Raw genomic sequence first — 21,857 nt, 5'->3', positions numbered from 1 at the left:
CCGCGTCCGGCTTGTGCAGCGCTTGTTTCTGCGCCTGTGTCTACAGATTCGATGTGCCCGCGTCACCCTTGGCGGGCGCGCTCGCGCCCTGGGCGAGCGGCTGTCCCGACTTGGAGGCGAAATAGGTGTAGGACAGCGTGATCGCCTTCAGCCCGTCGAGCTCGCGCTGATCGGCGATCTCCGGGTCGATATAGAACACCACCGGCGCCTCGAGGCTCTCGCCCGGCTGCAGCGTGTGCTCGGTGAAGCAGAAGCACTGGATCTTGACGAAGAACGCTGCGCCCTTGTCGGGGGCGATGTTGTAGCTCGCGATGCCCGTCGTCGGCCGGTCGGTGCGGTTGGTGATCTTGTAGAACACCGTCTTGGTCTCGCCGACCCGAAGCTTGATCTCGGGGCTCTCGGCCTCGAACTTCCAGCCGAGCCCAGGGGCGACATTCGCGTCGAAGCGCACCGACATCGTCCGGTCGAGGATCGTGCCGGCGGCGGCGGTGCCGATCTTCGGCGTCCCGCCGAAGCCGGTCGCGCGGCAGAACATGTCGTAGAGCGGCACGGCCGCGAAGGAGAGGCCCGTCATGCCCATCACCACGCCGGTACAGATCAGCGCGGTGCGGCCGAGGTTCTGGGGGCGTTGCGGAGCGGAGGCGGGCTTGTTCATCACAGCGGCCTGTTGAGAATGGCGGGGCCGGTCTTCACCAGCGTGACGACGAAGAAGAACACGACGAGACCGCCCAGAACCAGCGCCAGCGCGATCGAGCGGCGCCGCCGGCGGGCCATGTCCTCCGGCGAGAAGGCGGCGGGCGCCTCGGGGGATTTCGGCGGCCCGCTCATCCGATCACCTTGGGCAGCGCCCACATCAGGCCGAGCCCGTTTTCCACGAGCAGCACGGCGAACAGGCCGAAGAGATAGAGGATCGAGAAGCCGAACAGCGACCAGCAGGCCTTGGTGGCGGCCTCGCCCTCGGTCCGGCGCCAGACGCGGACCGACAGCACGATCATTGCCAGCCCGCTCGCCACGGAGACGACGAGATAGGCCAGACCCGCGAAGCCCATCAGCGCCGGCAGCACGGCGACGGGCGCCATCAGCAGCGTGTACAGCACGATCTGGCGGCGCGTCGCGGCCGGGCCGGCGACGTTCGGCATCATCGGGATGCCGGCGCGGCCGTAATCGGCCGCCTTGACCAGGGCGAGCGCCCAGAAATGAGGGGGCGTCCACAGGAAGATGATCGCAAACAGCACGATCGAATGGAGGCCGAGATCGCCGGTGACGACGGCCTCGCCGATCATCGGCGGGAAGGCACCGGCCGCACCGCCGATGACGATGTTCTGCGGCGTCCAGCGCTTCAGCCACATCGAATAGACGACGGCGTAGAAGAAGATCGTGAAGGCCAGCATCGCCGCTGCCAGCAGATTGGCGACGAGGCCGAGCACGAGCACCGAGCCGATCGACAGCGTCAGCCCGAAGGCCAGCGCTTCCGAGGGCAGCACCCGGCCGGACGGGATCGGGCGCTTGGCGGTGCGCGACATCAGCTGGTCGATGTCGGCGTCATACCACATGTTGAGGCAGCCCGAGGCGCCGGCGCCGACCGCGATCGCCAGCAGCGAGGCGAACGCGATCACCGGATGCACCGAGCCCGGCGCCGTCGCCATGCCGGCCATGGCGGTGATCACGACGAGCGACATCACCCGCGGCTTCAGCAGCGCGAAGAAATCGCGCGCCTCGCCGGTCGAGGTCAGGGCAACGCCGTCGGTGCGGGTTTCGAAGGCTGCAGACATCGGTTTTGTCGTTTCGGTCCTCGGAAGCGCGGCTGCGCGCTCGGAAAGTTCTGCGGCAGGGGCCGCCCGTCGCCGTAACGCCCTTGAAGGCGCTCGGGGGAAGGGCGGCGGCGGGCTGTGAGAGGCCCGCCGCCTGTTGTCTTTAGTGGTCCGAACCGCTGATGCGCGGCAGCGTCTCGAACTGATGGAAGGGCGGCGGCGAGGACAGGGTCCACTCCAGCGTCGTCGCGCCCTCGCCCCACGGGTTGTCGCCGGCGAGTTCCTTGCGGGTGAATGCGACATACAGACCGTAGAAGAAGATCAGCAGACCGCCGGCAAAGATGTAGGAGCCGATCGACGACCAGAAATGCCATCCCGCGAAGGCGTCCGGATAGTCCACATAGTGACGCGGCATGCCGGCCAGCCCGAGAAAGTGCTGCGGGAAGAACAGCAGGTTCGATCCGAAGAACGCCACCCAGAAATGCAGCTTTCCGATCCAGTCCGGGATGATGTAGCCGCTCATCTTCGGGAACCAGTAATAGAAGCCCGCGAAGATGCCGAACACGGCGCCGAGCGACAGCACGTAGTGGAAATGCGCCACGACGTAGTATGTCGCGTGCAGCGAGCGGTCGACGCCGGCATTGGCCAGCACGACACCAGTGACGCCGCCGACGGTGAACAGGAAGATGAAGCCGATCGCCCAGATCATCGGCGCGGTGAAGCGGATCGAGCCGCCCCACATCGTCGCGATCCAGGAGAAGATCTTGATGCCGGTCGGCACCGCGATGACCATCGTCGCGAACACGAAATAGCGCTGCGTGTTGAGCGAGAGGCCGGCGGTGTACATGTGGTGCGCCCACACGATGAAGCCGACGACGCCGATCGCGACCATGGCGTAGGCCATGCCGAGATAGCCGAAGATCGGCTTCTTCGAGAAGGTCGAGATGATGTGGCTGATGATGCCGAAGGCCGGCAGGATCATGATGTACACCTCGGGGTGCCCGAAGAACCAGAACAGATGCTGGTACAGGATCGGGTCACCGCCGCCGGCGGGATCGTAGAAGGTCGTGCCGAAGTTGCGGTCGGTCAGCAGCATGGTGATCGCGCCCGCCAGAACCGGCAGGGCGAGCAGCAGCAGGAACGCCGTCACCAGCACACCCCAGGCGAAGAGCGGCATCTTGTGCAGCGTCATGCCCGGCGCGCGCATGTTGAGGATGGTGGTGATGAAGTTGATCGCGCCGAGGATCGAGGCGGCACCCGCCAGGTGCAGCGCGAAGATGCCGAAATCGACAGCCGGGCCAGGATGGCCGGTCGAAGAGAACGGCGGGTAGATCGTCCACCCCGTGCCGACGCCATGGGCGCCGGGAGCGCCTTCCATGAACATCGACATGATCAGCAGCACGAAGGCGGCGACCGTCAGCCAGAACGAGATGTTGTTCATGCGTGGGAAGGCCATGTCCGGCGCGCCGATCATCAGCGGCACGAACCAGTTGCCGAAGCCGCCGATGACCGCGGGCATGACCATGAAGAAGATCATGATGAGGCCGTGGCCGGTGACGAAGACGTTGTAGCTCTGGCCGTTGGCGAAGATCTGCAGGCCGGGCTGCTGCAGCTCGATGCGCATCATGATCGAGAGGAAGCCGCCGACCAGGCCCGCCATGATCGAGAAGATCAGGTAGAGCGTGCCGATGTCCTTGTGGTTGGTCGACATCAGCCAGCGGCGCCACCCGGTCGGGTGGGCATGGGCGTCTTCGTGATGTCCGTGGGCGGGAGCGTGCGGAGCCGCTGTTGCCATCGCCTTGGTCTCCTCGTGCGAAATCGCTTCGCGACAGTCGTCAGATCGGGTGGTTCGCGGGCCGTATGGCCCGCGGAAAATGGCGGAGCCTTACTGGCCGGCTGCGGCGACCTTGCTGCCGGCATCGGCGGCATTGGCGAATTTCTGCTTCGATTCGGCGAGCCAGGCCGCATAGCGCTCCTGGCTGACGACGCGGAACGCGATCGGCATGTAGGCGTGGTTCTGGCCGCAGATGAAGGAGCACTGGCCGTAATAGATGCCCTCGCGGTCGGCCTTGAACCAGGTCTCGTTCAGACGACCGGGAATCGCGTCGATCTTCACGCCGAAGGACGGCACGGTGAACTTGTGGATCACATCGGCGGCGGTGACCTGCACGCGCACGATCTTGCCGACCGGCACGACCGCCTCGTTGTCCACGGCGAGCAGACGCGGCGCCTCAGCGGCCGCGATCTTGTTGCCGGCGATCGCCTCGGCGCGCTGCTTCTCGTCGAGCATCAGCGAGTCGAAGCCGAAGGCGCCGCCATCCTGCGGATACTCATAGGACCAGTACCACTGCTTGCCGGTCACCTTCACGGTGATGTCGGAAGGCGGCACCTCGAGCTGCAGCTTCAGCAGCCGGAAGGAGGGAATGGCGATGACCACGAGAATCAGGACGGGAATGACCGTCCACGCCACTTCCAGAAAGGCATTGTGCGTGGTCTTGGAAGGCGTCGGGTTGGCCTTCTCGCTGAAGCGCCAGCAGACGTAAACCAGCAGCCCCAGCACGAAAATCGTGATCGCGAAGATGATCACGTTCAGCCAGTCGCTGAACCAGCGGATATAGGCGGCGACCTCGGTTGCGGAGCCCTGGAGGTTGAGCTGCCAGGGGCTCGGCATGCCGGTTCCCGCCAGAGCGGCCTCCGGAAGCAGCGCCGCCGAGGCGGCGAGGGCCGATGCGGCCACGGTGGCTAGGGTCCTGCTCAGAAATCGCATCGATCCGACGTCGCTCCTCATCATGCCCCGCATCGGAGTCTGCGGCTTGCGTCCCTGAGGGCGCCCGTCGCAGGCCGTGGCCCATGCGTGGCGAGTGCGGCCGCGAGGCCGCCTTGCTCTTCGGGATTGCGATAAATCAAACATCGCGCTTGCGCCAGAGGGGCAATGCAGGCCCCCGGTGCAGGCCGTGCGGCATAATCGCGCGAGCGGGACGGCCGCGCCTCCGGCCATCTCGTCCGCGCGCCTTGACAGGGCCGGGCCTGCATGGTCCCAACGCAGTCGATCGTTAAAGTGCGGCGGACCCGGCCTCGCAGGGGTCGGCATTCCGCCCGAATCCCCGTATTCGACAGGCGCGAACGGGTTTTCGATGGCACAGGCGGCGTCTGCCGCCGGTTTGGAGGTATCGCAGGGATGGGCAAGATCATCGGACCTGTCTGCGCGGCGGCCCTCGCGCTGGCCGGCATCGGTCTGGCCGCCGGCCCCGCCGCGGCGCAGGGCGCGGTCAAGTCGACGCATGGCGACTGGCAGATGCGCTGCGAGGTGCCGCCCGGCGCCAAGACCGAGCAATGCGCCCTCGTCCAGAACGTCGCGGCCGAGGACCGGCCGAATCTGACCCTTCTCGTGATCGTGTTGAAGACTGCCGACCAGAAGAGCCGGCTCCTGCGGGTCGTCGCGCCGCTCGGTGTGTTGCTGCCCTCCGGTCTCGGACTCAAGATCGACGACAAGGATATCGGCCGGGCCGGTTTCGTACGCTGCCTGACCACGGGCTGCGTCGCCGAGGTGGTCATGGACGATACGCTGCTCGGGCAGCTCAAGGGCGGCAAGAGCGCCACCTTCATCGTGTTTCAGACGCCGGAAGAGGGGGTGGGCGTTCCTGTCTCCCTCAACGGCTTTGGCCCCGGCGTGGAGACCCTGCCGTGAGTGATGCGCTTTTCCGTCGGCCGAGCCTGCTGGCCCTGCCGTTCCTTTGCCTCGGCCTCGCCGGCTGCGGTTCGTCAGGATCCTCCTCGGGCCAGCCGAGCGCGATGCAGACGTTCGGCAACGTCGTGATGTTCCAGTCGACGACGCCTCCGCCGGCCGACCAACTGCCGAAGGACGAGGAGGATGAGCGGCTGATCTGCCCGGAGGTGATCATCGCCGATGGCGGGGCGGCCGTTCGGGCCCAGTCCGGCCAGGATAGCGGGAGCCTGCGCCATCAGATCTCGATCCTGAACGTCGCGCGCGAATGCACGCCGACCGGCAATGGCGGCTTCCGGCTCAAGGTCGGCGTCGAGGGGCGAGTGCTGCTCGGCCCCGCCGGCGGCCCCGGCAATTACGGCGCCACGCTGACGACGCTGGTCACCCGCGGCACCACCCAGCTCGCCCGCCGGACCGCCCGCGTCGGCGGCACGGTCGGCGTCGGCCAGGGCGGCACCGACTTCTCCCATGTCGAGGACGGCATCGTCGTTCCCGCCGGCAGCGGCGACGTCGAGATCATCGTCGGCCTCGGCGGCGGCTCGGCAACGCCGGCCCGGTCGCGTCGGCGCTGAGCGGCAAGCCGGGGCGTCCCTGCCGCTGCAAAGAGTCGCGTGGGTTGCCTGTTAAGAAGGCAGCCCCGCGATTGACTAAGCCGCGTCGTCTTGTATCTGTGCCGACAGCCGCAACATCCCCGCGGAAGAGACCGGGTCTGGACGACGTTTAAGTCCAGTTCCGGCGCCGAAGGCGCAACCGCCCCGGAAACGCTCAGGCAAACGGACCGCGTGGGAACTGGCACTCTGGAAAGCGGCGGGGGCAACCCCGTCCACCGACGGGTGTAACCTGTCCGGCGCCTTTAGGCCGGCTCGGGGAAATCTCTCAGGTTCCAAGACAGAGGGGGCGCGTTCCGGACACATCCGTCCGGGGCCTGCGCTCGACTCTGGAAGGGGCCGTCGATGGATGCCGCTGTTGCCGATGCCGGGGCTTCGCCCGAGGCCGTCGTACTCAAGACCCCGCTTCATGCCCGCCATGTGGCGCTCGGCGCCCGCATGGTTCCCTTCGCCGGCTACGACATGCCGGTCCAGTACCCGACAGGCATCCTGACCGAGCACAACTGGACGCGCGAAAAGGCCGGCCTGTTCGACGTCTCGCATATGGGCCAGTGCTTCCTGGTCGGCCCCGACCACGAGACGGTCGCCCGCGCCCTCGAGGCGCTGATTCCCGCCGACATCGTCAATCTCGCGCTGGGCAAGCAGCGCTACTCGCAGCTCCTCAACGAGGAGGGCGGCATCCTCGACGATCTAATGGTGACGCGCTCCATCGATCCCGACGAGGACGGCGCGCTCTATCTCGTCGTCAACGCCGCCTGCAAGACGCAAGACTACGCCCATATCGAGGCGCGCCTGCCCGCCAATGTGAAGCTGATCCGCGCCGAGCATCGCGGCCTGATCGCGATCCAGGGCCCGGCGGCCGAAGCCGCGCTGGCCGCGATTGCCCCCGAGGCCCGCGAGATGGCCTTCATGACCTCGCGCACGATGAAGGTCGCCGGCATCAAGGCCAATGTCAGCCGCTCCGGCTACACCGGCGAGGACGGCTACGAGATTTCGGCCGCCGCCGGCAAGATCGGCGAGATCTGGGACACGCTGCTGCTCGACGCCACGGTGAAGCCGATCGGCCTCGGCGCACGTGATTCGCTGCGTCTGGAAGCCGGCCTCTGCCTCTACGGCCACGACATCGACACCACGACCTCTCCGGTCGAGGCCGCGCTGACCTGGTCGATCCAGAAGCGCCGCCGCGAGGAAGGCGGCTTCCCCGGCGCCGCCCGCATCCAGCGCGAATTCGCCGAGGGCGTCTCGCGCGTCCGCGTCGGCCTGCTGCCGGAAGGCCGGGCCCCGGCGCGCGAGGGGGCGGAGATCGCCACCCCCGAGGGCGAGATCGTCGGCAAGGTCACCTCCGGCGGCTTCGGCCCGACGCTGAACGCCCCCTGCGCCATGGGCTATGTCGCCAAGGCCCACAGCGCGCCGGGCACCCCGCTCCACCTGATCGTGCGCGGCAAGCCGCTGCCGGCCGTCGTGGCGGCGATGCCCTTCGTCCCCAACGGCTACAAGCGCTGACCCTCATCCCGTTTTCTGTTTCCGGAGACTGAACTCATGTCCGAGACCCGCTACACCAAGGACCACGAATACATCCGCATCGAGGGCGATACCGGCATCGTCGGCATCACCGATTTCGCCCAGGGCCAGCTCGGCGACGTCGTCTTCGTCGAGCTTCCCGCGCTCGGCAAGGCTGTCTCCAAGGGTGGCGAGGCGGCCGTGGTCGAGAGCGTCAAGGCGGCCTCCGAGGTCTATGCGCCGGTCTCCGGCGAGGTCGTGGCCGTCAACAGCGAGCTCGAAGGCGCGCCCGGCACGGTCAACGAGGATCCCTCCGGCAAGGGCTGGTTCCTGAAGCTCAAGCTCAAGGACGCAGCCGAGCTGGAGGGCCTGATGAGCGAGGCCGAGTACCAGAACTACCTCAAGACGCTGTGAGCCGAACCTCCCCGTCATCCCGGACAAGCGGCGCAGCCGCGCTGCTCCGGGACCCATCGTAGAGCGCCAATCTCGATCAGGATGGGCCCTTCGATGGATCCCGGGACAAGCCCGGGATGACGGGGAGGGTTGAGCCGACACGGTCGCCCCAAAACCGACAACGGACATTTCCCATGCGCTATCTCCCCCTGACCGACACCGACCGCGAGGACATGCTCGCCCGCATCGGCGTCGCCGATGTCGATGCCCTGTTTTCCGACGTGCCGGCCGACAAGCTGCTGAAGGCGCCCGTCGATCTGCCGCGTGCCAGGGGCGAGCTCGAGGTCGAGCGCATCATGGCGAAGATGTCCGCCCGCAACGTCGCGGCCTCCTCGGTGCCCTTCTTCGTCGGCGCCGGTGCCTACAAGCACCATGTCCCGGCGACGGTGGACCATCTGATCCAGCGCTCGGAATTCCTGACCAGCTACACGCCCTACCAGCCCGAGATCGCCCAAGGCACGCTTCAGTACCTCTTCGAGTTCCAGACGCAGGTCGCGGCGCTGACCGGCATGGAGGTCGCCAACGCCTCGATGTATGACGGCTCGACCGGCACTGGCGAGGCCGTGCTGATGGCGCACCGCGTCACCAAGCGCAAAAAGGCCGTGCTGTCGGGCGGCCTGCATCCGCATTACGCGCAGGTGGTGCGCACCCTCTCCGAGATGGCCAATGACCAGGTCGTCACGATGCCGCCGGACGTCACGGCGGGCGAGGACATCCTCAGCCGGATCGACGAAGAGACCTCCTGCGTCGTCGTCCAGAATCCCGATGTCTTCGGCAATCTGCGCGACCTCAGGCCGATCGCCGCCAAGGCCCATGCCCATGGCGCGCTGCTGATCGCGGTCTTCACCGAGGTCGTATCGCTGGGCGCCATCGAGCCGCCGGGCGCGCAGGACGCCGACATCGTCGTCGGCGAGGGCCAGTCGATCGGCAACGCCCTGAACTTCGGCGGGCCCTATGTCGGGCTCTTCGCGGCCAAGTCGAAATACATCCGCCAGATGCCGGGCCGGCTCTGCGGCGAGACGGTCGATGCCGCCGGCCAGCGCGGCTTCGTGCTGACGCTCTCGACGCGCGAGCAGCATATCCGCCGCGACAAGGCGACCTCGAACATCTGCACCAATTCCGGCCTCTGCTGCCTGGCCTTCACCATCCATATGACGCTGCTCGGCCAGGCGGGGCTCCAGCGCCTCGCCGAGGTCAATCACGCCAACGCCGTGGCGCTCGCCGACGCGCTGGCCGGGGTGAAGGGCGTCACGGTGCTTAACGAGAGCTTCTTCAACGAGTTCACCGTGAAGCTGCCCAGGCCCGCGGCCGCGGTGGTCGAGGCGCTCGCAGCCAAGGGCATTCTCGGCGGCGTGCCGGTCTCGCGCCTGCTGCCGCAGGCGGGGCTCGACGACCTGCTCCTGGTCGCTTCGACCGAAGTCAACACGAACGAGGATCGGGCGGCCTTCGTGGCGGCGCTCGCGGAGGTGCTGTGATGCTGAACCGTCAGGGACGTCCCACCCAGGGCACCGTGTCCGCCCATGAGCCGCACGCCACCTTCACCGGCAACCGCGCGCTGCAGCAGATCGAGCCGCTGATCTTCGAAATCGGCCGCCTCGAGATGACCGGCGTCGACATCGACGCGCCGGCTCCGTTCAAGAGCCGCCTCGGCAGCCACGCCCGCAAGGGCGAGATCGGCCTGCCCGGCCTCTCCGAGCCCGAGGCTATGCGCCACTATGTGCGCCTCAGCCAAAAAAACTACGGCATCGACACCGGGCTCTTTCCGCTCGGCTCCTGCACGATGAAGCACAATGCCCGCCTCAACGAGAAGACGGCGCGCATGCCCGGCTTCTCCGACGTGCATCCCCTCCAGCCGGTCTCGACCGTGCCGGGCGCGCTCGAGGTCATGCTCGAGCTCTCGCACTACCTGATGACGCTGACCGGCATGCCGGCCGTGGCGCTGTCGCCGAAGGCCGGTGCCCATGGCGAGGCCTGCGGCATGATGGCGATCAAGGCCGCCATCGCCGCCAAGGGCGAGGGTGCGACCCGCAATGTCGTGCTCGTCCCCGAATCGGCGCATGGCACCAATCCGGCGACCGCGGCGCTGATCGGTTTCTCGGTGCGCTCGGTCCCGGCGCGGCCCGACGGCACCGTCGCGGTCGAGGACGTCAAGGCCCTGCTTGGCCCCGACATCGCCGCGATCATGCTGACCAACCCTAACACCTGTGGCATCTTCGAGCCGCAGATCGTCGAGATCGCCGCCGCGATGCACGAAGCCGGCGCATATTTCTACTGCGACGGCGCCAATTTCAACGCCATCGTCGGCAAGGCCCGGCCGGGTGATCTTGGTGTCGACGCGATGCACATCAACCTGCACAAGACCTTCTCGACGCCTCATGGCGGTGGCGGCCCGGGCTCGGGCCCGGTCGTGCTGTCGGAGCGGCTGGCGCCCTTCGCGCCGGTGCCCTTCATCCATGTCGAGGGTGGCAAGCCGCGCCTGGTCGAGAACGCTGCTGATGCGCCGGAAGGCAACCAGCCCTTCGGCCGCATGACCGCCTTCCACGGCCAGATGGGGATGTATGTCCGCGCGCTCACCTACATGCTCAGCCATGGTTCGGACGGCATGAAGCAGGCCTCGGAGGATGCGGTCCTCAACGCCAACTACATACGCGCCGGCCTCTCGGACCTGATGTCGCTGCCCTTCCCCGACCATCCCTCGATGCACGAGGCGCTGTTCGACGATGAGTGGCTGAAGGGCACCGGCGTCACCACGTTGGATTTCGCCAAGGCGATGATCGACGAGGGCTATCACCCCATGACGGTGTATTTCCCGCTCGTGGTCCACGGCGCCATGCTGATCGAGCCGACCGAGTCGGAATCCAAGGCCTCGCTCAACCTCTTCATCGCGACGCTGCGCGACCTCGCCATGGCCGCCAAGGGTAACGACAAGGAGCGCTTCACCGGTGCCCCGCACCACGCCCCGCTGCGCCGCCTCGACGAGACCCGGGCCGCGCGTCAGCCGGTGCTGAAGTGGGTCGCCCCGGCGCCGCTGGCGGAGGCGGCCGAGTAGGGGGCGTCAGACGCCCTCCCAGGGGTTTAGTATCGGCAACCCGAGCCGTGCGAAATCCAGGACATTTCGCGTCACGAGGGTCAACCCATGAACCACGGCGGTGGCCGCCAGCATGGCGTCCATCATCTGGAGGTTCAGGCCGTCGCGACGCGACGCGGCCATGATGTCACCCCAAGCTGCCGCCGTTGGCAGGTCGAAGGGAAGCAGTCGTTCGCCGAAGCGGGAGGGCAGTTCCGTTTCGATCCAGTGCGCCAGCCGGTCACGACGGCGGCCGCTGTCCATCAGCGCCAGGCCGCGATGGAGTTCGGCCATGGTGACGACGCTGAGGGAGAGGCTGTCTTCGTTCACCTGCGCCAGGAACTGGATGACCTCGGCATTTGGCGCCGGCTTCTCGCCCTCGGAGATGACGTTCGTATCCAGCAGGAAGGTCACAGATCGATATCGCGCGGTGGCTGATCGTCACGCGTCAAGTCAATTCCGGAACCGCGCAAGGGCGAATTGAGCAGGAAGTCAGCGAAGGTCCCCTTGCGGGTCGTCCTGCGTTCCCACTCCTCGACAGAAACCACAACGGCGGTCGGTCTCCCGTTGCGGGTCACTGTTTGCGGACCCTCATTCGCCGCCTTCTCCATCAACTCGGAGAATCGTGCCTTTGCCGCGGCGACGCTCCAGAGGTGGTTCACAGCTACGGTCACGTGTGCCTCCTACGAGTAAATGACCTAGATGGTCATGGTAGTCACCAGTGGGAGAGGCGACAAGACTCCCCAGCAAGACTCCGAAACCAAATCCCGCCGCGGCCTTAAGCCTTCCTTGACCATGCGCGAGGGATGCTTCCGCTATGCGTCTGTGGCGCTGTGTGGGATCACGTCCATGTCCGTGCGTTTCGTCAAAGCCTCCGTCGCCGCCCTGGCGCTTCTGCTGGGCGGTCTTGGAGCGCGGGCCAACGAGCCCAGCTATGGCCCCAACACCTATGATCGCACCCTCGAGGCGCTGATCGCCCATGAGGACATCGCCATCCGCGGCGGCTGGCCGAAGGTGCCCGCCGGCATCACCGCGCTGAAGCCGGACGCTCAGGGGCCCGAGGTCATGGCGCTGAAGCAGCGCCTGGTGCTGAGCGGCGATCTGCCAGCCGAGGCGTTGTCGGGGGACGTCTACGACGCCAGCGTCGTGGCGGCCGTCAAGCGCTTCCAGATCCGCCACGGCCTGTCGGATCTCGGGACGGTCGGCCGCCTGACGCTGAAAGCGCTGAACACACCGGTCGAGGTCCGCCTCAACCAGCTCACTGCGACGCTGGAGCGGCTCAAGGGCAACGGCTTCTCCTTCGCCGAGCGCTATGTCGTGGTCAACATCCCCGGCGCGAGCGTCGAGGCAGTGGAGAACGGCCTCGTCCAGCGCCGCCATCTCGCCATCGTCGGCCGGCCCGACCGGCCTTCGCCGGTGCTGCAGGCCAACATCACCTCGGTCAATCTCAACCCGACCTGGACGGTGCCGACCTCGATCGTGAAGGCCGACATCATCCCGCATATGCGCAAGGATCCGGGCTTTCTCGCCAAGTCGCACATGAAGCTGCTCGGCGCCGAGAACCGCGAGATCGACCCGGCGACTGTCAACTGGGCGACGCTGTCGTCGCCCTATTTCACCGTGCGGCAGGATCCCGGCCCCGACAACGCGCTCGGGCAGATGAAGATCGACATGCCCAACACGGAGGCCATCTACCTCCACGACACGCCGAAGAAGTCGCTCTTCCGCAACGATGTCCGCTTCAATTCCTCGGGCTGCGCCCGTGTCGAGGGCGTGCGCGATCTCGGCGCCTGGCTGCTCGAGGGCACGGAATGGACGCTGCCGGCGATCGAGGCCGAGATCGCCAAGGGCGAGCGCAAGAACATCCCTCTGAAGAAATCCGTGCCGGTCGCCTGGGTCTATCTGACCGGCTGGCAGGGGGCGGATGGCATGGTCCAGTTCCGCGAGGACATCTACGGGCTGGACACCCCGCAGGGCATCGTCACCTCCACCATCCAGCCGCGCAAGCCCAAGCCGAAGGTGATCGGCGCCGGCGAGCCCCGGGCGACGACGCCCAGGCCGGCGGCGCCGCAGGCTTCGATGCGGGGGCCCGTCCCGAGGCCGCCGACGCGGACAGCTGCGAACTGACGGGCCGCTATGGCCCGTTGAACAAAGAAGTCCCCTGCATTGGCGAAGGGGCGGCAACCGGCGTCTCACACTTCGGAAACGAAGAACGCCGCAGCCTCCCGAGGCTGCGGCGTTCTTTATTGTGCTTGGAAGGGGAAGGGGGCAGAGGCCCGCCCTTTGTCCGCCCGCCTTGATCGCCGGCTGAACCGGACGGTCGTTCAAGCTCAGTTGAGCTTGGCCTTGACCTCGTTCAGCCCGGCGGCGAACAGCGTGTCGCCCGCCTTGCCGCCCACCTGCGAGCGGATGATCAGTTCGGCGGCCTTGGTCGCCGCTTCGGCGGCAGCGGCGCGCACCTCGGCCTCGGCCTGGCTTTCGGCCAGTGCGATCTTCTCCTCGGCCGATTTGGTGCGGCGCGCGACGAAGTCGTTCAGCTTGGCCTCGGCCTCGGCGGCGAGGCGCTTGGCCTCGTCGTTCGCGGCGGCGACGATGCTGGCGGCCTCGGTCTCCGCGGCCTTGCGCTTGGCCTCGTACTCGCCGAGCAGCTTCTCGGCTTCGAGGCGCAGGCGGCGCGCTTCGGCGAGTTCCTGGGCGACCTTCTCGCCACGCGCGTCGAGCGCCGCGACGATCGCCTTCGGCACGCCGAAATAGATCAGGATGGCAAAGAAGATGGCGAAGGCGACGCCGACCCAGACGGTATCCATGACGATGTCTCCTCAGCCGCGTGCCAGAACCTGATCGACCGCCTCGGACGCCTCGGTGGCGCTCGGAGCCTGGCCGGTCAGCTTCTCGACGATCGCGATCGCGACCTCGCTGCCGAGCCCGCGCACATTGCTCATGGCGCTGGTCTTGGTGGCGGCGATGGTGGCCTCGGCCGTAGCGAGCTTGGTCGCAAGCTCGGCCTCGACGGCGTGACGGCGCTCCTCGGAGGCCTTGGCGCCGGCGTCGCGCGAGGCCTGGGCGATGCCCTGGGCGTTCTTGCGGGCCTCGGCCAGCGCCGCCTCATAGGCGAGCGCGGTTTCCTCGGCTTTGGCCTGCATCCTGGCGGCGTTGTCGAGATCGCGCGCGATGGTGCCCGCACGCTCCTCGAGGATCGCGCCGACCCGCGGCAGGGCAATCGTCGACATCAGCCAGTAGAGCGCGCCGAAGGTGATCGCGAGCCAGAACAGCTGACCCGGGAAGGTCGCGACGTCGAAGGGAGGGAAGGCGGCCTTCTCGCCGCTCAGGGGCGGCGTCGCGGCCTGGGCGGCCCCGGCCACGAGCGTGGCGGTCAGCCCGGAGGCTACGAAGCCGGCCCAACCTTGCCTGACGGACCGTGAAGATCGAACCGGCATGGGCTGCCTTTCAGCGAAGGAAATCGAAAAGTCGCGCCCGGTCCCGCAAGGGGACCCGAGGGCGCGACGGGAAGGCGGGCGGTCGAGGCGCGTCAGACCACGAAGAGCAGGACGAGCGCCACGACGAAGGCGAAGATGCCCAGACCTTCGGCGAGCGCCGCGCCGATGAAGGCGCGCGGGAACTGGCCGTCGGCCGCCGAGGGGTTGCGCAGCGCGCCCGAGAGGAAGTTGCCGAAGATGGTGCCGACGCCGATGGCGGCGAGGCCCATGCCGAGCGAGGCGAGGCCAGCGCCGATGTACTTGGCTGCAACGGGATCCATGGTCTTTCTCCAGTGTGAAAAGGTGATGGCGGGTGGGATGGTCTCGCGAACTCTGCCTGGCTCAGTGGCCGGGGTGCAGAGCGTCGTTGAGATAGACGCAGGTCAGGATCGCGAAGACATAGGCCTGCAGGAAGGCGACGAGGAATTCGAGCGCGGTGAGTGCCACGGCCAGCAGCAGCGGCAGCGGTGCGATGATCGTCGCGGCGCCGCCGGCGGCGAGCAGCGCGACGACGAAGCCGCCGAACACCTTCAGCGCGATATGGCCGGCGAGCATGTTGCCGAACAGGCGCAGCGACAGCGAGATTGGCCGCGAGACGAAGGACACCGCCTCGATCAGCACCATGAAGGGCAGCAGCCAGCCCGGCACGCCGGACGGCACGAACAGGCCGAAGAAGTGGCTGCCGTGCTTGACGACGCCGTAGACCAGGACAGTGCCGATCACGAGAAAGGCGAAGGCCGCCGTCACGACGATGTGGCTGGTCACGGTGAAGGAGCCCGGGATCATGCCGAGCATGTTGGCGAAGAGCACGAACATGAACAGCGAGAACACGAGCGGGAAGAACTTCATGCCTTCCTTGCCCATCACGCCGGTGACGGTGGAGGCGACGAATTCGTAGATCATCTCGGCGAACGACTGCAGCCGGCCGGGAACCACCGAGCGCTGGCTCGAGCCGTAGATCATGATCGCCGAGATCACGCCGACGATCGCGACCATCAGCAGCGAGGCGTTGGTGAAGGACAGGTTGAGGCCGAACGGCCGCAAGCCGATGATCGGCTTGATCTCGAATTGGTGGATCGGATCGATTCCGCCGCCAGCCGCCATGTCGCTTCAGTCCCTTGTCGTGCGGCCTTGCGGCCGCCAGCCTCGGTCAGTCTTTCGTCCCGCTGCCCTTCGACCCGGAGGTCGGACGCGAACCGAGCCGATAGACGGAGCGCAGCCCAGCCATGGCCCCGATCACCAGAAAGATGATCAGCAGGAACGGCGAGGTTCCCAGCCACCGGTCTGCCAGCATCCCGATCAGGGCGCCTGCGATGATGCCGCCTGCGAGATCCGTCGCGGCGCGCAAGCCGGAGGACATCGCGCCAGCCATGGCGCCGTCCTCTCCGGCCGGGCTCGCGCCCGGCTTTTCGTTCCCTTCAGCCCGCCCGAGAGCGGCCTTCAGGGAACCCAGTCTTGCGCGCAACTCCGAGTCTGAGGCGTTTTTGTCGGGTTCGGTCACGGCAGCAGCTCCTCCATGATCGTGATGGTCACACGATCCTGCAAAAAGCCACACGATCCCTGTCCGCGCCCCGCGCATCGAGCCGTCGTCAGCACGGCCTCCTTTATTGCCCGCCCCGGATGCTGTCAAGGCAGGCCGAAGCCGCCTAAGGCATTGGAAAGCTTATAAATTCGGAGAAAACCGGCATTCTTGCCGCATTGCGAAGGCGATTGTGGCCTTTTTTCAGCGCTCAGACCGCGTCCCGGATGCGCTCGGCCGTGGCGAGATCGACGGAGACCATCTGGCTGACCCCGCGTTCGGCCATCGTCACGCCGAAGAGCCGGTCCATTCGCGCCATCGTGATGGGATTGTGGGTGATCAGGATGAAGCGCGTGCGCGTCTCGCGCGCCATCTCGTCGAGCAGGTCGCAGTAGCGCTCGACATTGGCGTCGTCGAGCGGCGCATCGACCTCGTCGAGCACGCAGATCGGCGAGGGGTTGGTCAGGAACACCGCGAAGATCAGCGCGGTCGCGGTCAGCGCCTGCTCGCCGCCCGAGAGCAGGGTCATCACCTGCGTCTTCTTGCCGGGCGGGCGGGCGAAGATCTCGAGCCCGGCATCGAGCGGGTCCTCCGCGTCGACCAGCTTGAGCTCGGCCATGCCGCCGCCGAACAGCACGGAAAAAAGCCGCTGGAACTGGCCGTTGACGATCTCGAAGGCGGCGAGCAGGCGCTCGCGCCCCTCCCGGTTGAGCGCGCTGATCGCCTGGCGCAGCCGGCGCACGGCCTCGCTGAGATCGTCGCGCTCGGCGGTCAGACCCTCGCGCTTGCCCCGGATCTCGGTCAGCTCGTCTTCGGCCCGCAGATTGACGGCGCCGAGCCGCTCGCGCTCGGCCTTCAGCCCGGCGAGCCGCCGCTCGACCTCCTCCTGCGCCGGCGGGGTGTCCCCGGCCTTCAGCCCGGCGACGGTCGCCAGCCGGTTGAGGCTGGTCTCCAGCCCCTCCTCGATCTGCCGGGCGACGTCGGCGACGCGCTGGCGCGCCGCTTCCCGCTTGGCCTCGGCCGCCGCCCGTGTCTCGCGCGCGGCAGCCAGCCCCTCCAGCGCGATCCGTGCCTCCCGGTCGGCCTCCGCCAGCGCCGCCTCGCCCTGGGCGAGACGATCGGCCGCGGCGCGGCGCTGCGTCTCCGCCTCCTCGATCTCGGCGACGAGCCGGCGCCGCTCGCTCAGGAAGGTGTCGGGCGCCTCCAGCAGCGTGGCCCGCTCGGCGGTGACCGTCTCGATGCGCCGGCGCGTCTCCTCGGCGGTCTGGCCGCTGCGCGCGGCCCGCTCGCGCCAGGCGCCGGTGTCGGCGGCGATCGCCTGGCGGCGCTGGACGCGCAGCTCCGCCTCGCGCTTCAGCGTCTGCACCCGCGCGCGGGCATCGGACGCCGCGATCCGCCGCTCGCCGAGCGCCACGCGGGCCTCGAGCAGCCGGCTTTCGAGCGCGGCCGAGGCCGGGAGTTCTGCGAGGGCCCGGTCCTGCGTCGCGGCATGGGCCGCAGCCTCGGCCATCGTCTGGCCGAGGCGGCCGATCGCCTCACTCAGCGCCGACCGCCTCGCGGCGACCTCGCCGGCCTTGCGCTCCGCGGCGGCGAGGCTCTCGCGCGCCTGGTCGAGCGCGCGGCGGGCCAGCCGCGCCGCCTCGAGCGTCGCCGCCTCGGCCTGGGTCGCAGCCCGAGCCTCGCTGGTCGCGAACTCCAGGGCCTGCCGGGCGCTGGCCGCCGCCGCCTGGGCCGCCTGGACCGCCTGTTCGAGATCGCCGAGGCGGTTCTTCTCGGCGAGCCGGCGGGCGGCGGGGGAGGGCGCCTCGGCCGCACCGGTCAGGCCGTCCCAGCGCCAGAGATCGCCCTCGCGCGACACCAGCCGCTGGCCCGGCTGCAGCAGCGCTCGCAGGCGCGGCCCGTCGCCGCGTGCGACGACGCCGATCTGGGCGAGGCGCCGCCGCAGCGCCGCCGGCCCGCGCACATGCGCTGCCAGCGGCTCGGCGCCCGCCGGCAGGGCCGGGTCCGTCTCGCCGCCGCCGGTGTCGAGCCAGTGGCTCGGCGCGGCGGCGTCGGTGGCGGCCTCGAGATCGTCGCCGAGCGCGGCGCCGAGCGCGACCTCGTAGCCCTTCGCCACGCTGAGCGCTTCCAGCACAGCCGGCCAGCGGTCGCCGCTCGCGGGGGCCAGCAGCTTCCGCAGCGTGCGAATCTCCGTGTCGAGCCCCTGGGCGGCGCGGTCGGCCTCGGCCAGCGGCGCCCGCAACTGCGTCTCGCGCTCGCGCGACGCAGCCAGCGCCGCCCGCGCCCGTGCGGCCGCGGCATCGGCCTCGCGCAGCGCAACCTCGGCCGCCGCGACGGCGGTCTGCAGCGGCTCCAGCGGCAGCGCGGCGCTGCCGGCGTCGAGCGCGGCCTGGTCGCGCAGGAGCCGGTCGCGTTCCTGCTGCGCCCGCGCCTCGCGCTCACGGCCCTCGCGCAGCGCCCGCTCGAGCGCGCCGCGTCGCGCCGCGAGCTCGGACAGCGCGCCCTGCGCGGCGCCATGGTCCGCCTCCGCCGCCGAAAGCGCGGCCTCCGCCTGCGCCAGCACGGCCGCGGCTGCGTCCGCGCTGCCGGCCGAACCCTCGCCCTCGCGCGCCAGCGCCGCATCCTCCTGCGCCAGCCGCGCCAGGCTCTCGGCGGCGTCGCGCGCCACGCTCTCCTGCCGGCCGAGATCGCCCTGGAGTTCGGCCAGGCGCCGGTCGAGCTCCTCGGCCCGCTGCCGGGCGCGCCGGTTCTCCGCTTCCAGCTCGTCGAGACCGCGCTTCAGCCGCACCAGCGCCGCTGCAGCCGCCGCCTCGCCCTCGCGCAGCCCCGGCAGCCCATGCGCTGCCACGGCCTGGTGCCGGGCGGCTTCCGCCTGCAGGCCGGTGCGCTCGGCGACGAGGCGCACCGCCGCCTCCAGCGCCCGTTCGGCGTCCGCTTCCTGGCCACGTGCCAGATGATGCGCGATCAGCGCCAGCGTCGCCTCGGCCCGGCGGATGTCGGCGGCGAGGCTGCGATAGCGCGAGGCCTGCCGCGCCTGTCGCTGCAGCGAGTCGATCTGCCCGTCGATCTCGCCCAGCACGTCCTCCAGGCGGGTGAGGTTCTCCTCGGCGCCGCGCAGCCGCAGCTCGGCCTCGTGGCGGCGGCTGTGGAGGCCCGCAATGCCGGCCGCATCCTCGAGGATGCGCCGGCGCGACTGCGGCTTGGCGGAGATGATCTCGGAGATCTGGCCCTGCCGCACGAGCGCGGGCGAGCGGGCGCCGGTCGCGGCATCGGCGAAGAGCAGTTGCACGTCGCGCGCGCGCACCTCTTTGCCGTTGACGCGATAGGTCGAGCCTTCCTCGCGCTCGATCCGGCGGGTGACCTCGAGCACGTCGGTCTCGTTGAAGGTGGAGGGGGCCTTGCGGTCGCTGTTGTCCAGCGTCAGCGCCACTTCGGCCATGTTTCGGCCGGGGCGCTCGTTCGAGCCGGCGAAGATGACGTCGTCCATCCCCGAGCCGCGCATGTTCTTGAACGAGCTTTCGCCCATCACCCAGCGCAGGGCTTCGACGAGATTGGATTTGCCGCAGCCATTGGGGCCGACGACGCCGGTCAGGCCGGGCTCGATCAGGAACTCCGTCGGCTCGACGAAGGTCTTGAAGCCGGTGAGCCTGAGGCGCGTCAGCTGCATCGCCGCGCCCCTGCAACATCCGCGCCCGTCATCCCTGACAAGCGGCGCAGCCGCGCCGATCCGGGATCCATCGTAGAGCGCAGTTCTCTATGATGGATCCCGGCGCTCCGCTTCGCTGCGACCGGGATGACGTGGAGGTCGGGTCGGCAAGGGCGAATGCCCTCAGCCCGCCAGGAGCGGCTCGAGGATCTTGTCGAATTCGGCGATCGAGAGCGCACCTGAACGCTTCTGCCCGTTGATGAAGAAGGTCGGCGTGGAGTCGACACCGGCCTTGGCCCCACGATCCTTCACGACCGTGACGGCGTCATAGATATCCTGCCTTTTCAAGCAGGCCTCGAACGAATCCTGTGTGAAACCGGCCTGCTTCACCATCGCCGACAGCGCATCGACCGGCTTGTCGGTGAAGGCCCAGACCTTCTGCTGGGCGAAGAGCAGGTCCGTCATCGCGACATATTTGTCGTTGCCGTTGCAGCGCGCCAGCATGAAACCCGCCGTCGCCAGCGGGTTGAGCGGGAATTCGCGCAGCGTGAAGCGCACCTTGCCGGTGTCGATGTACTTCGCCTTCAGCGCCGGCCAGGTGTCCTTGTGGAAGGTCGCGCAATGGCCGCAGGTCAGCGAGGCGTATTCGATGATGGTGACCTTGGCGTCCGGCGAGCCGATCCAGACATCGCCGAGCGGGCTGGGCGTGGTGAGGTCGGCCTGGGCCTGCGCCGCGGGCGCGCCCAGCATCGCGGCGGCCGCGAGTCCGGCTGTGCCCGTCAGAAGCTGTCGCCTGTTCGTCATCGTCTTGGTTCCTGAAAATGCGCGTGTCGTGGGACGAAGCCCGATTGCCGGTCCTATAGAGGCGCGGATGATTGTGGCAAGATCGTCACCGCGCCGCCGCCCATCCCTCACGAAGCTGTGTCGGAATGCTGCCGCGCTGCGCGCTCCGCGACATGGGCCCCCAGCCGCGCGAGGCAGGCCCGCAGCGCCTCGCCCTCGACGCCGGCGACCTGGCGCTCCATGCGCGCCAGCAGGGCCGGATCGGTCGGGCGGCGTGCGACTGCCGCGACCGGTGCGTCCACCGGTCCCTGCTTCAGCACGAGCTTGCCGACCGCGCGCCAGCCGAGATGGGTGTTGACGCGTTCGATCACGATCGGCGCGAGCTGCTGCATGTCGAGCGCGAAGGCCCCTTCGACCCGCACCACCAGTGTCGCTGGCTCGGATGCCTCGCCCGGGGCCGGCCGGCGGCGCGGCCAGTCGATCTTGAGCGGGCGCGAGCGCGCCGCCAGCCGCTCGCCGACGATCTCCGGCCAGAGCGCCACGACGGCCCGGCCGGCAAAGCCCTGCGCGGCCAGCGCCGGCGCCAGCAGATCGTCGATCAGGTCTGCGAGGGATTTGACGGCCATGCGCGATTGTGCGGGTGCGCGGGCGCTGGCGCAAGCCTCCGGCTCAGCCCGCCGCCCGCTCGCGCCCCACCGCCAGGCGCTGCGGTGTCGCCCCGAGCCGGCCCGACAGCGCGTGGCTCTTCGGCAGGACGAGGCCCGCCCGCAGCCGGTGCGGCCCGAAGGAGACGCCGGCGCGTTCGCGCAGCGATTGCGCGAAACCGCGCAGCGGGATCAGGGCAGGCCGGCCCGGGGCGAGCAGCAGATGGCGCTCCACGGCCTGCGGCCAGTGAGCCTGCGGCACATCGCCTTCCTCGAGCAGCAACAGCCAGTCCCCGCGCGCCTGGGCCGCGCCCGCTGGCCAGCTGTCCGTGCTGCCGGCGCGAAGATAGCTCGCCCCCGTTGCGTCCGCGAGCCGTTCGATCGTGGCCTCGCCCGCGGCGTCGAGAACCACGGCATGGCCGAGGAACCCGTCGGCCACCGCCGGGATCAGGACGGAAAACGTGGCCGCGAGAGCCTCCGACGAGCCGGCGCTGCGTATGACGGCTGTGAGCATGCGCCTCCTTATGTCGCAGCGCAGCATGTCGCAATCCTGTCACTTGCAATTCGTTCCCTTTATGTTCACATTAAACGACGCAGAAATCGCCGATTCCCGGTGATTTTCCAGGGAAGTTCAGCGCCATGCTCCAGAGCAGGCCCTCTTCGAGGCCGATTTCGGCCCAGCCGCT

23 protein-coding genes and 2 riboswitches are annotated in these 21,857 nt (G+C 68.7%); of the genes, 7 read left to right on the top strand and 16 right to left on the bottom strand.

Annotated elements, in window-relative coordinates:
• Positions 1 to 40: 40 nt before the first annotated feature.
• The 5 genes from SJY11_RS20655 to coxB form a co-directional block, all read right to left on the bottom strand.
• Positions 41 to 655, bottom strand: a complete 615-nt coding sequence (locus tag SJY11_RS20655; protein WP_376988613.1) for a cytochrome c oxidase assembly protein — start codon at positions 653 to 655, stop codon at positions 41 to 43.
• Complete coding sequence (locus tag SJY11_RS20650; RefSeq protein WP_376988612.1) at positions 655 to 828, bottom strand: hypothetical protein; 174 nt, start codon at positions 826 to 828, stop codon at positions 655 to 657. Before SJY11_RS20650 ends, SJY11_RS20655 begins: the two co-directional genes overlap by 1 nt.
• Positions 825 to 1,772, bottom strand: a complete 948-nt coding sequence (locus SJY11_RS20645) for a heme o synthase (protein ID WP_376988611.1) — start codon at positions 1,770 to 1,772, stop codon at positions 825 to 827. The genes SJY11_RS20650 and SJY11_RS20645 overlap by 4 nt, the downstream gene beginning before the upstream one ends.
• 142 nt (positions 1,773 to 1,914) lie before the next feature.
• Positions 1,915 to 3,546 carry a cytochrome c oxidase subunit I gene (gene ctaD / locus SJY11_RS20640; RefSeq protein ID WP_376988610.1) on the bottom strand — a complete coding sequence of 544 codons (1,632 nt, stop codon included), beginning with the start codon at positions 3,544 to 3,546 and terminating at the stop codon, positions 1,915 to 1,917.
• A gap of 90 nt (positions 3,547 to 3,636) precedes the next feature.
• Positions 3,637 to 4,518, bottom strand: a complete 882-nt coding sequence (gene coxB / locus SJY11_RS20635) for a cytochrome c oxidase subunit II (RefSeq protein ID WP_376988609.1) — start codon at positions 4,516 to 4,518, stop codon at positions 3,637 to 3,639.
• 411 nt (positions 4,519 to 4,929) lie between these two features.
• On the opposite strand from coxB, the gene SJY11_RS20630 reads away from it, so the two are divergent.
• The 6 genes from SJY11_RS20630 to gcvPB all read left to right on the top strand — a co-directional run bounded on the left by SJY11_RS20630 (position 4,930) and on the right by gcvPB (position 11,085).
• Positions 4,930 to 5,439: an invasion associated locus B family protein gene (locus tag SJY11_RS20630; protein WP_305691195.1), complete on the top strand. Its 510-nt coding sequence runs from the start codon at positions 4,930 to 4,932 to the stop codon at positions 5,437 to 5,439.
• Entirely contained in the window at positions 5,436 to 6,047 is a 612-nt protein-coding gene (locus SJY11_RS20625; RefSeq protein ID WP_376988608.1) for a hypothetical protein, read from the top strand. Before SJY11_RS20630 ends, SJY11_RS20625 begins: the two co-directional genes overlap by 4 nt.
• A 112-nt stretch (positions 6,048 to 6,159) precedes the next feature.
• A riboswitch (glycine riboswitch) is annotated at positions 6,160 to 6,266 on the top strand.
• A riboswitch (glycine riboswitch) is annotated at positions 6,267 to 6,377 on the top strand.
• Between the two features lie 51 nt (positions 6,378 to 6,428).
• A complete protein-coding gene (gene gcvT, locus SJY11_RS20620; protein ID WP_376988607.1) occupies positions 6,429 to 7,586 on the top strand; it encodes a glycine cleavage system aminomethyltransferase GcvT in 1,158 nt (385 codons plus the stop codon).
• A gap of 36 nt (positions 7,587 to 7,622) precedes the next feature.
• Positions 7,623 to 7,997 (top strand): glycine cleavage system protein GcvH, encoded by a 375-nt coding sequence (gcvH, locus tag SJY11_RS20615; protein ID WP_192642509.1) that lies wholly within the window; start codon positions 7,623 to 7,625, stop codon positions 7,995 to 7,997.
• A gap of 173 nt (positions 7,998 to 8,170) precedes the next feature.
• Entirely contained in the window at positions 8,171 to 9,511 is a 1,341-nt protein-coding gene (gene gcvPA / locus SJY11_RS20610) for an aminomethyl-transferring glycine dehydrogenase subunit GcvPA (RefSeq protein ID WP_376988606.1), read from the top strand.
• Positions 9,511 to 11,085, top strand: coding sequence for an aminomethyl-transferring glycine dehydrogenase subunit GcvPB (gene gcvPB / locus SJY11_RS20605; RefSeq protein ID WP_376988605.1), 1,575 nt, complete (start codon positions 9,511 to 9,513; stop codon positions 11,083 to 11,085). The genes gcvPA and gcvPB overlap by 1 nt, the downstream gene beginning before the upstream one ends.
• Before the next feature lie 6 nt (positions 11,086 to 11,091).
• Here the strand turns inward: gcvPB and SJY11_RS20600 are convergent, their stop codons facing one another.
• Both SJY11_RS20600 and SJY11_RS20595 read right to left on the bottom strand, forming a co-directional pair.
• Positions 11,092 to 11,517 (bottom strand): type II toxin-antitoxin system VapC family toxin, encoded by a 426-nt coding sequence (locus SJY11_RS20600; protein WP_376988604.1) that lies wholly within the window; start codon positions 11,515 to 11,517, stop codon positions 11,092 to 11,094.
• The gene (locus SJY11_RS20595) at positions 11,514 to 11,777 is read right to left on the bottom strand and encodes a type II toxin-antitoxin system Phd/YefM family antitoxin (protein WP_376988603.1); all 264 of its coding nucleotides are present in this window, start codon (positions 11,775 to 11,777) and stop codon (positions 11,514 to 11,516) included. The genes SJY11_RS20600 and SJY11_RS20595 overlap by 4 nt, the downstream gene beginning before the upstream one ends.
• Positions 11,778 to 11,952: 175 nt before the next feature.
• On the opposite strand from SJY11_RS20595, the gene SJY11_RS20590 reads away from it, so the two are divergent.
• Positions 11,953 to 13,230 carry a L,D-transpeptidase family protein gene (locus SJY11_RS20590; protein WP_376988602.1) on the top strand — a complete coding sequence of 426 codons (1,278 nt, stop codon included), beginning with the start codon at positions 11,953 to 11,955 and terminating at the stop codon, positions 13,228 to 13,230.
• 203 nt (positions 13,231 to 13,433) lie between these two features.
• On the opposite strand, the gene SJY11_RS20585 is transcribed toward SJY11_RS20590, so the two are convergent.
• The 9 genes from SJY11_RS20585 to SJY11_RS20545 form a co-directional block, all read right to left on the bottom strand.
• Entirely contained in the window at positions 13,434 to 13,910 is a 477-nt protein-coding gene (locus SJY11_RS20585; RefSeq protein WP_376988601.1) for a F0F1 ATP synthase subunit B family protein, read from the bottom strand.
• A 12-nt stretch (positions 13,911 to 13,922) separates the two neighbouring features.
• Entirely contained in the window at positions 13,923 to 14,465 is a 543-nt protein-coding gene (locus tag SJY11_RS20580; protein WP_376988600.1) for a F0F1 ATP synthase subunit B family protein, read from the bottom strand.
• A 167-nt stretch (positions 14,466 to 14,632) separates the two neighbouring features.
• Entirely contained in the window at positions 14,633 to 14,860 is a 228-nt protein-coding gene (locus SJY11_RS20575; RefSeq protein WP_043231023.1) for a F0F1 ATP synthase subunit C, read from the bottom strand.
• Between the two features lie 61 nt (positions 14,861 to 14,921).
• A complete protein-coding gene (locus SJY11_RS20570) occupies positions 14,922 to 15,683 on the bottom strand; it encodes a F0F1 ATP synthase subunit A (RefSeq protein WP_376988599.1) in 762 nt (253 codons plus the stop codon).
• A 46-nt stretch (positions 15,684 to 15,729) separates the two neighbouring features.
• Entirely contained in the window at positions 15,730 to 16,080 is a 351-nt protein-coding gene (locus tag SJY11_RS20565; protein WP_305691207.1) for an AtpZ/AtpI family protein, read from the bottom strand.
• A 229-nt stretch (positions 16,081 to 16,309) separates the two neighbouring features.
• Positions 16,310 to 19,765, bottom strand: a complete 3,456-nt coding sequence (locus tag SJY11_RS20560; RefSeq protein ID WP_376988598.1) for a chromosome segregation SMC family protein — start codon at positions 19,763 to 19,765, stop codon at positions 16,310 to 16,312.
• 162 nt (positions 19,766 to 19,927) lie between these two features.
• Entirely contained in the window at positions 19,928 to 20,548 is a 621-nt protein-coding gene (locus tag SJY11_RS20555) for a DsbA family protein (protein ID WP_376988597.1), read from the bottom strand.
• A gap of 107 nt (positions 20,549 to 20,655) precedes the next feature.
• Complete coding sequence (locus tag SJY11_RS20550) at positions 20,656 to 21,153, bottom strand: DUF721 domain-containing protein (protein WP_376988596.1); 498 nt, start codon at positions 21,151 to 21,153, stop codon at positions 20,656 to 20,658.
• A gap of 43 nt (positions 21,154 to 21,196) precedes the next feature.
• On the bottom strand, positions 21,197 to 21,685 hold the full coding sequence (locus tag SJY11_RS20545; protein WP_376988595.1) for a hypothetical protein: 489 nt from the start codon (positions 21,683 to 21,685) through the stop codon (positions 21,197 to 21,199).
• Between the last annotated feature and the right edge of the window lie 172 nt (positions 21,686 to 21,857).

This window comes from Allobosea sp. R86505 (assembly GCF_042466375.1).
Classification (GTDB): domain Bacteria; phylum Pseudomonadota; class Alphaproteobacteria; order Rhizobiales; family Beijerinckiaceae; genus Allobosea.
Note: the sequence above shows the minus strand (reverse complement) of the source record. Positions and strands in the feature narration are given on the sequence as shown.

Bases quoted from the DNA above. Each gene is read 5' to 3' on its own strand.
- SJY11_RS20655 (WP_376988613.1), bottom strand. From the start codon at position 655: ATGAACAAGCCCGCCTCCGCTCCGCAACGCCCCCAGAACCTCGGCCGC.
- SJY11_RS20650 (WP_376988612.1), bottom strand. From the start codon at position 828: ATGAGCGGGCCGCCGAAATCCCCCGAGGCGCCCGCCGCCTTCTCGCCG.
- SJY11_RS20645 (WP_376988611.1), bottom strand. From the start codon at position 1,772: ATGTCTGCAGCCTTCGAAACCCGCACCGACGGCGTTGCCCTGACCTCG.
- ctaD (WP_376988610.1), bottom strand. From the start codon at position 3,546: ATGGCAACAGCGGCTCCGCACGCTCCCGCCCACGGACATCACGAAGAC.
- coxB (WP_376988609.1), bottom strand. From the start codon at position 4,518: ATGCGATTTCTGAGCAGGACCCTAGCCACCGTGGCCGCATCGGCCCTC.
- SJY11_RS20630 (WP_305691195.1), top strand. From the start codon at position 4,930: ATGGGCAAGATCATCGGACCTGTCTGCGCGGCGGCCCTCGCGCTGGCC.
- gcvT (WP_376988607.1), top strand. From the start codon at position 6,429: ATGGATGCCGCTGTTGCCGATGCCGGGGCTTCGCCCGAGGCCGTCGTA.
- gcvH (WP_192642509.1), top strand. From the start codon at position 7,623: ATGTCCGAGACCCGCTACACCAAGGACCACGAATACATCCGCATCGAG.
- gcvPA (WP_376988606.1), top strand. From the start codon at position 8,171: ATGCGCTATCTCCCCCTGACCGACACCGACCGCGAGGACATGCTCGCC.
- gcvPB (WP_376988605.1), top strand. From the start codon at position 9,511: ATGCTGAACCGTCAGGGACGTCCCACCCAGGGCACCGTGTCCGCCCAT.
- SJY11_RS20590 (WP_376988602.1), top strand. From the start codon at position 11,953: ATGTCCGTGCGTTTCGTCAAAGCCTCCGTCGCCGCCCTGGCGCTTCTG.
- SJY11_RS20585 (WP_376988601.1), bottom strand. From the start codon at position 13,910: ATGGATACCGTCTGGGTCGGCGTCGCCTTCGCCATCTTCTTTGCCATC.
- SJY11_RS20575 (WP_043231023.1), bottom strand. From the start codon at position 14,860: ATGGATCCCGTTGCAGCCAAGTACATCGGCGCTGGCCTCGCCTCGCTC.
- SJY11_RS20570 (WP_376988599.1), bottom strand. From the start codon at position 15,683: ATGGCGGCTGGCGGCGGAATCGATCCGATCCACCAATTCGAGATCAAG.
- SJY11_RS20560 (WP_376988598.1), bottom strand. From the start codon at position 19,765: ATGCAGCTGACGCGCCTCAGGCTCACCGGCTTCAAGACCTTCGTCGAG.
- SJY11_RS20555 (WP_376988597.1), bottom strand. From the start codon at position 20,548: ATGACGAACAGGCGACAGCTTCTGACGGGCACAGCCGGACTCGCGGCC.
- SJY11_RS20550 (WP_376988596.1), bottom strand. From the start codon at position 21,153: ATGGCCGTCAAATCCCTCGCAGACCTGATCGACGATCTGCTGGCGCCG.
- SJY11_RS20545 (WP_376988595.1), bottom strand. From the start codon at position 21,685: ATGCTCACAGCCGTCATACGCAGCGCCGGCTCGTCGGAGGCTCTCGCG.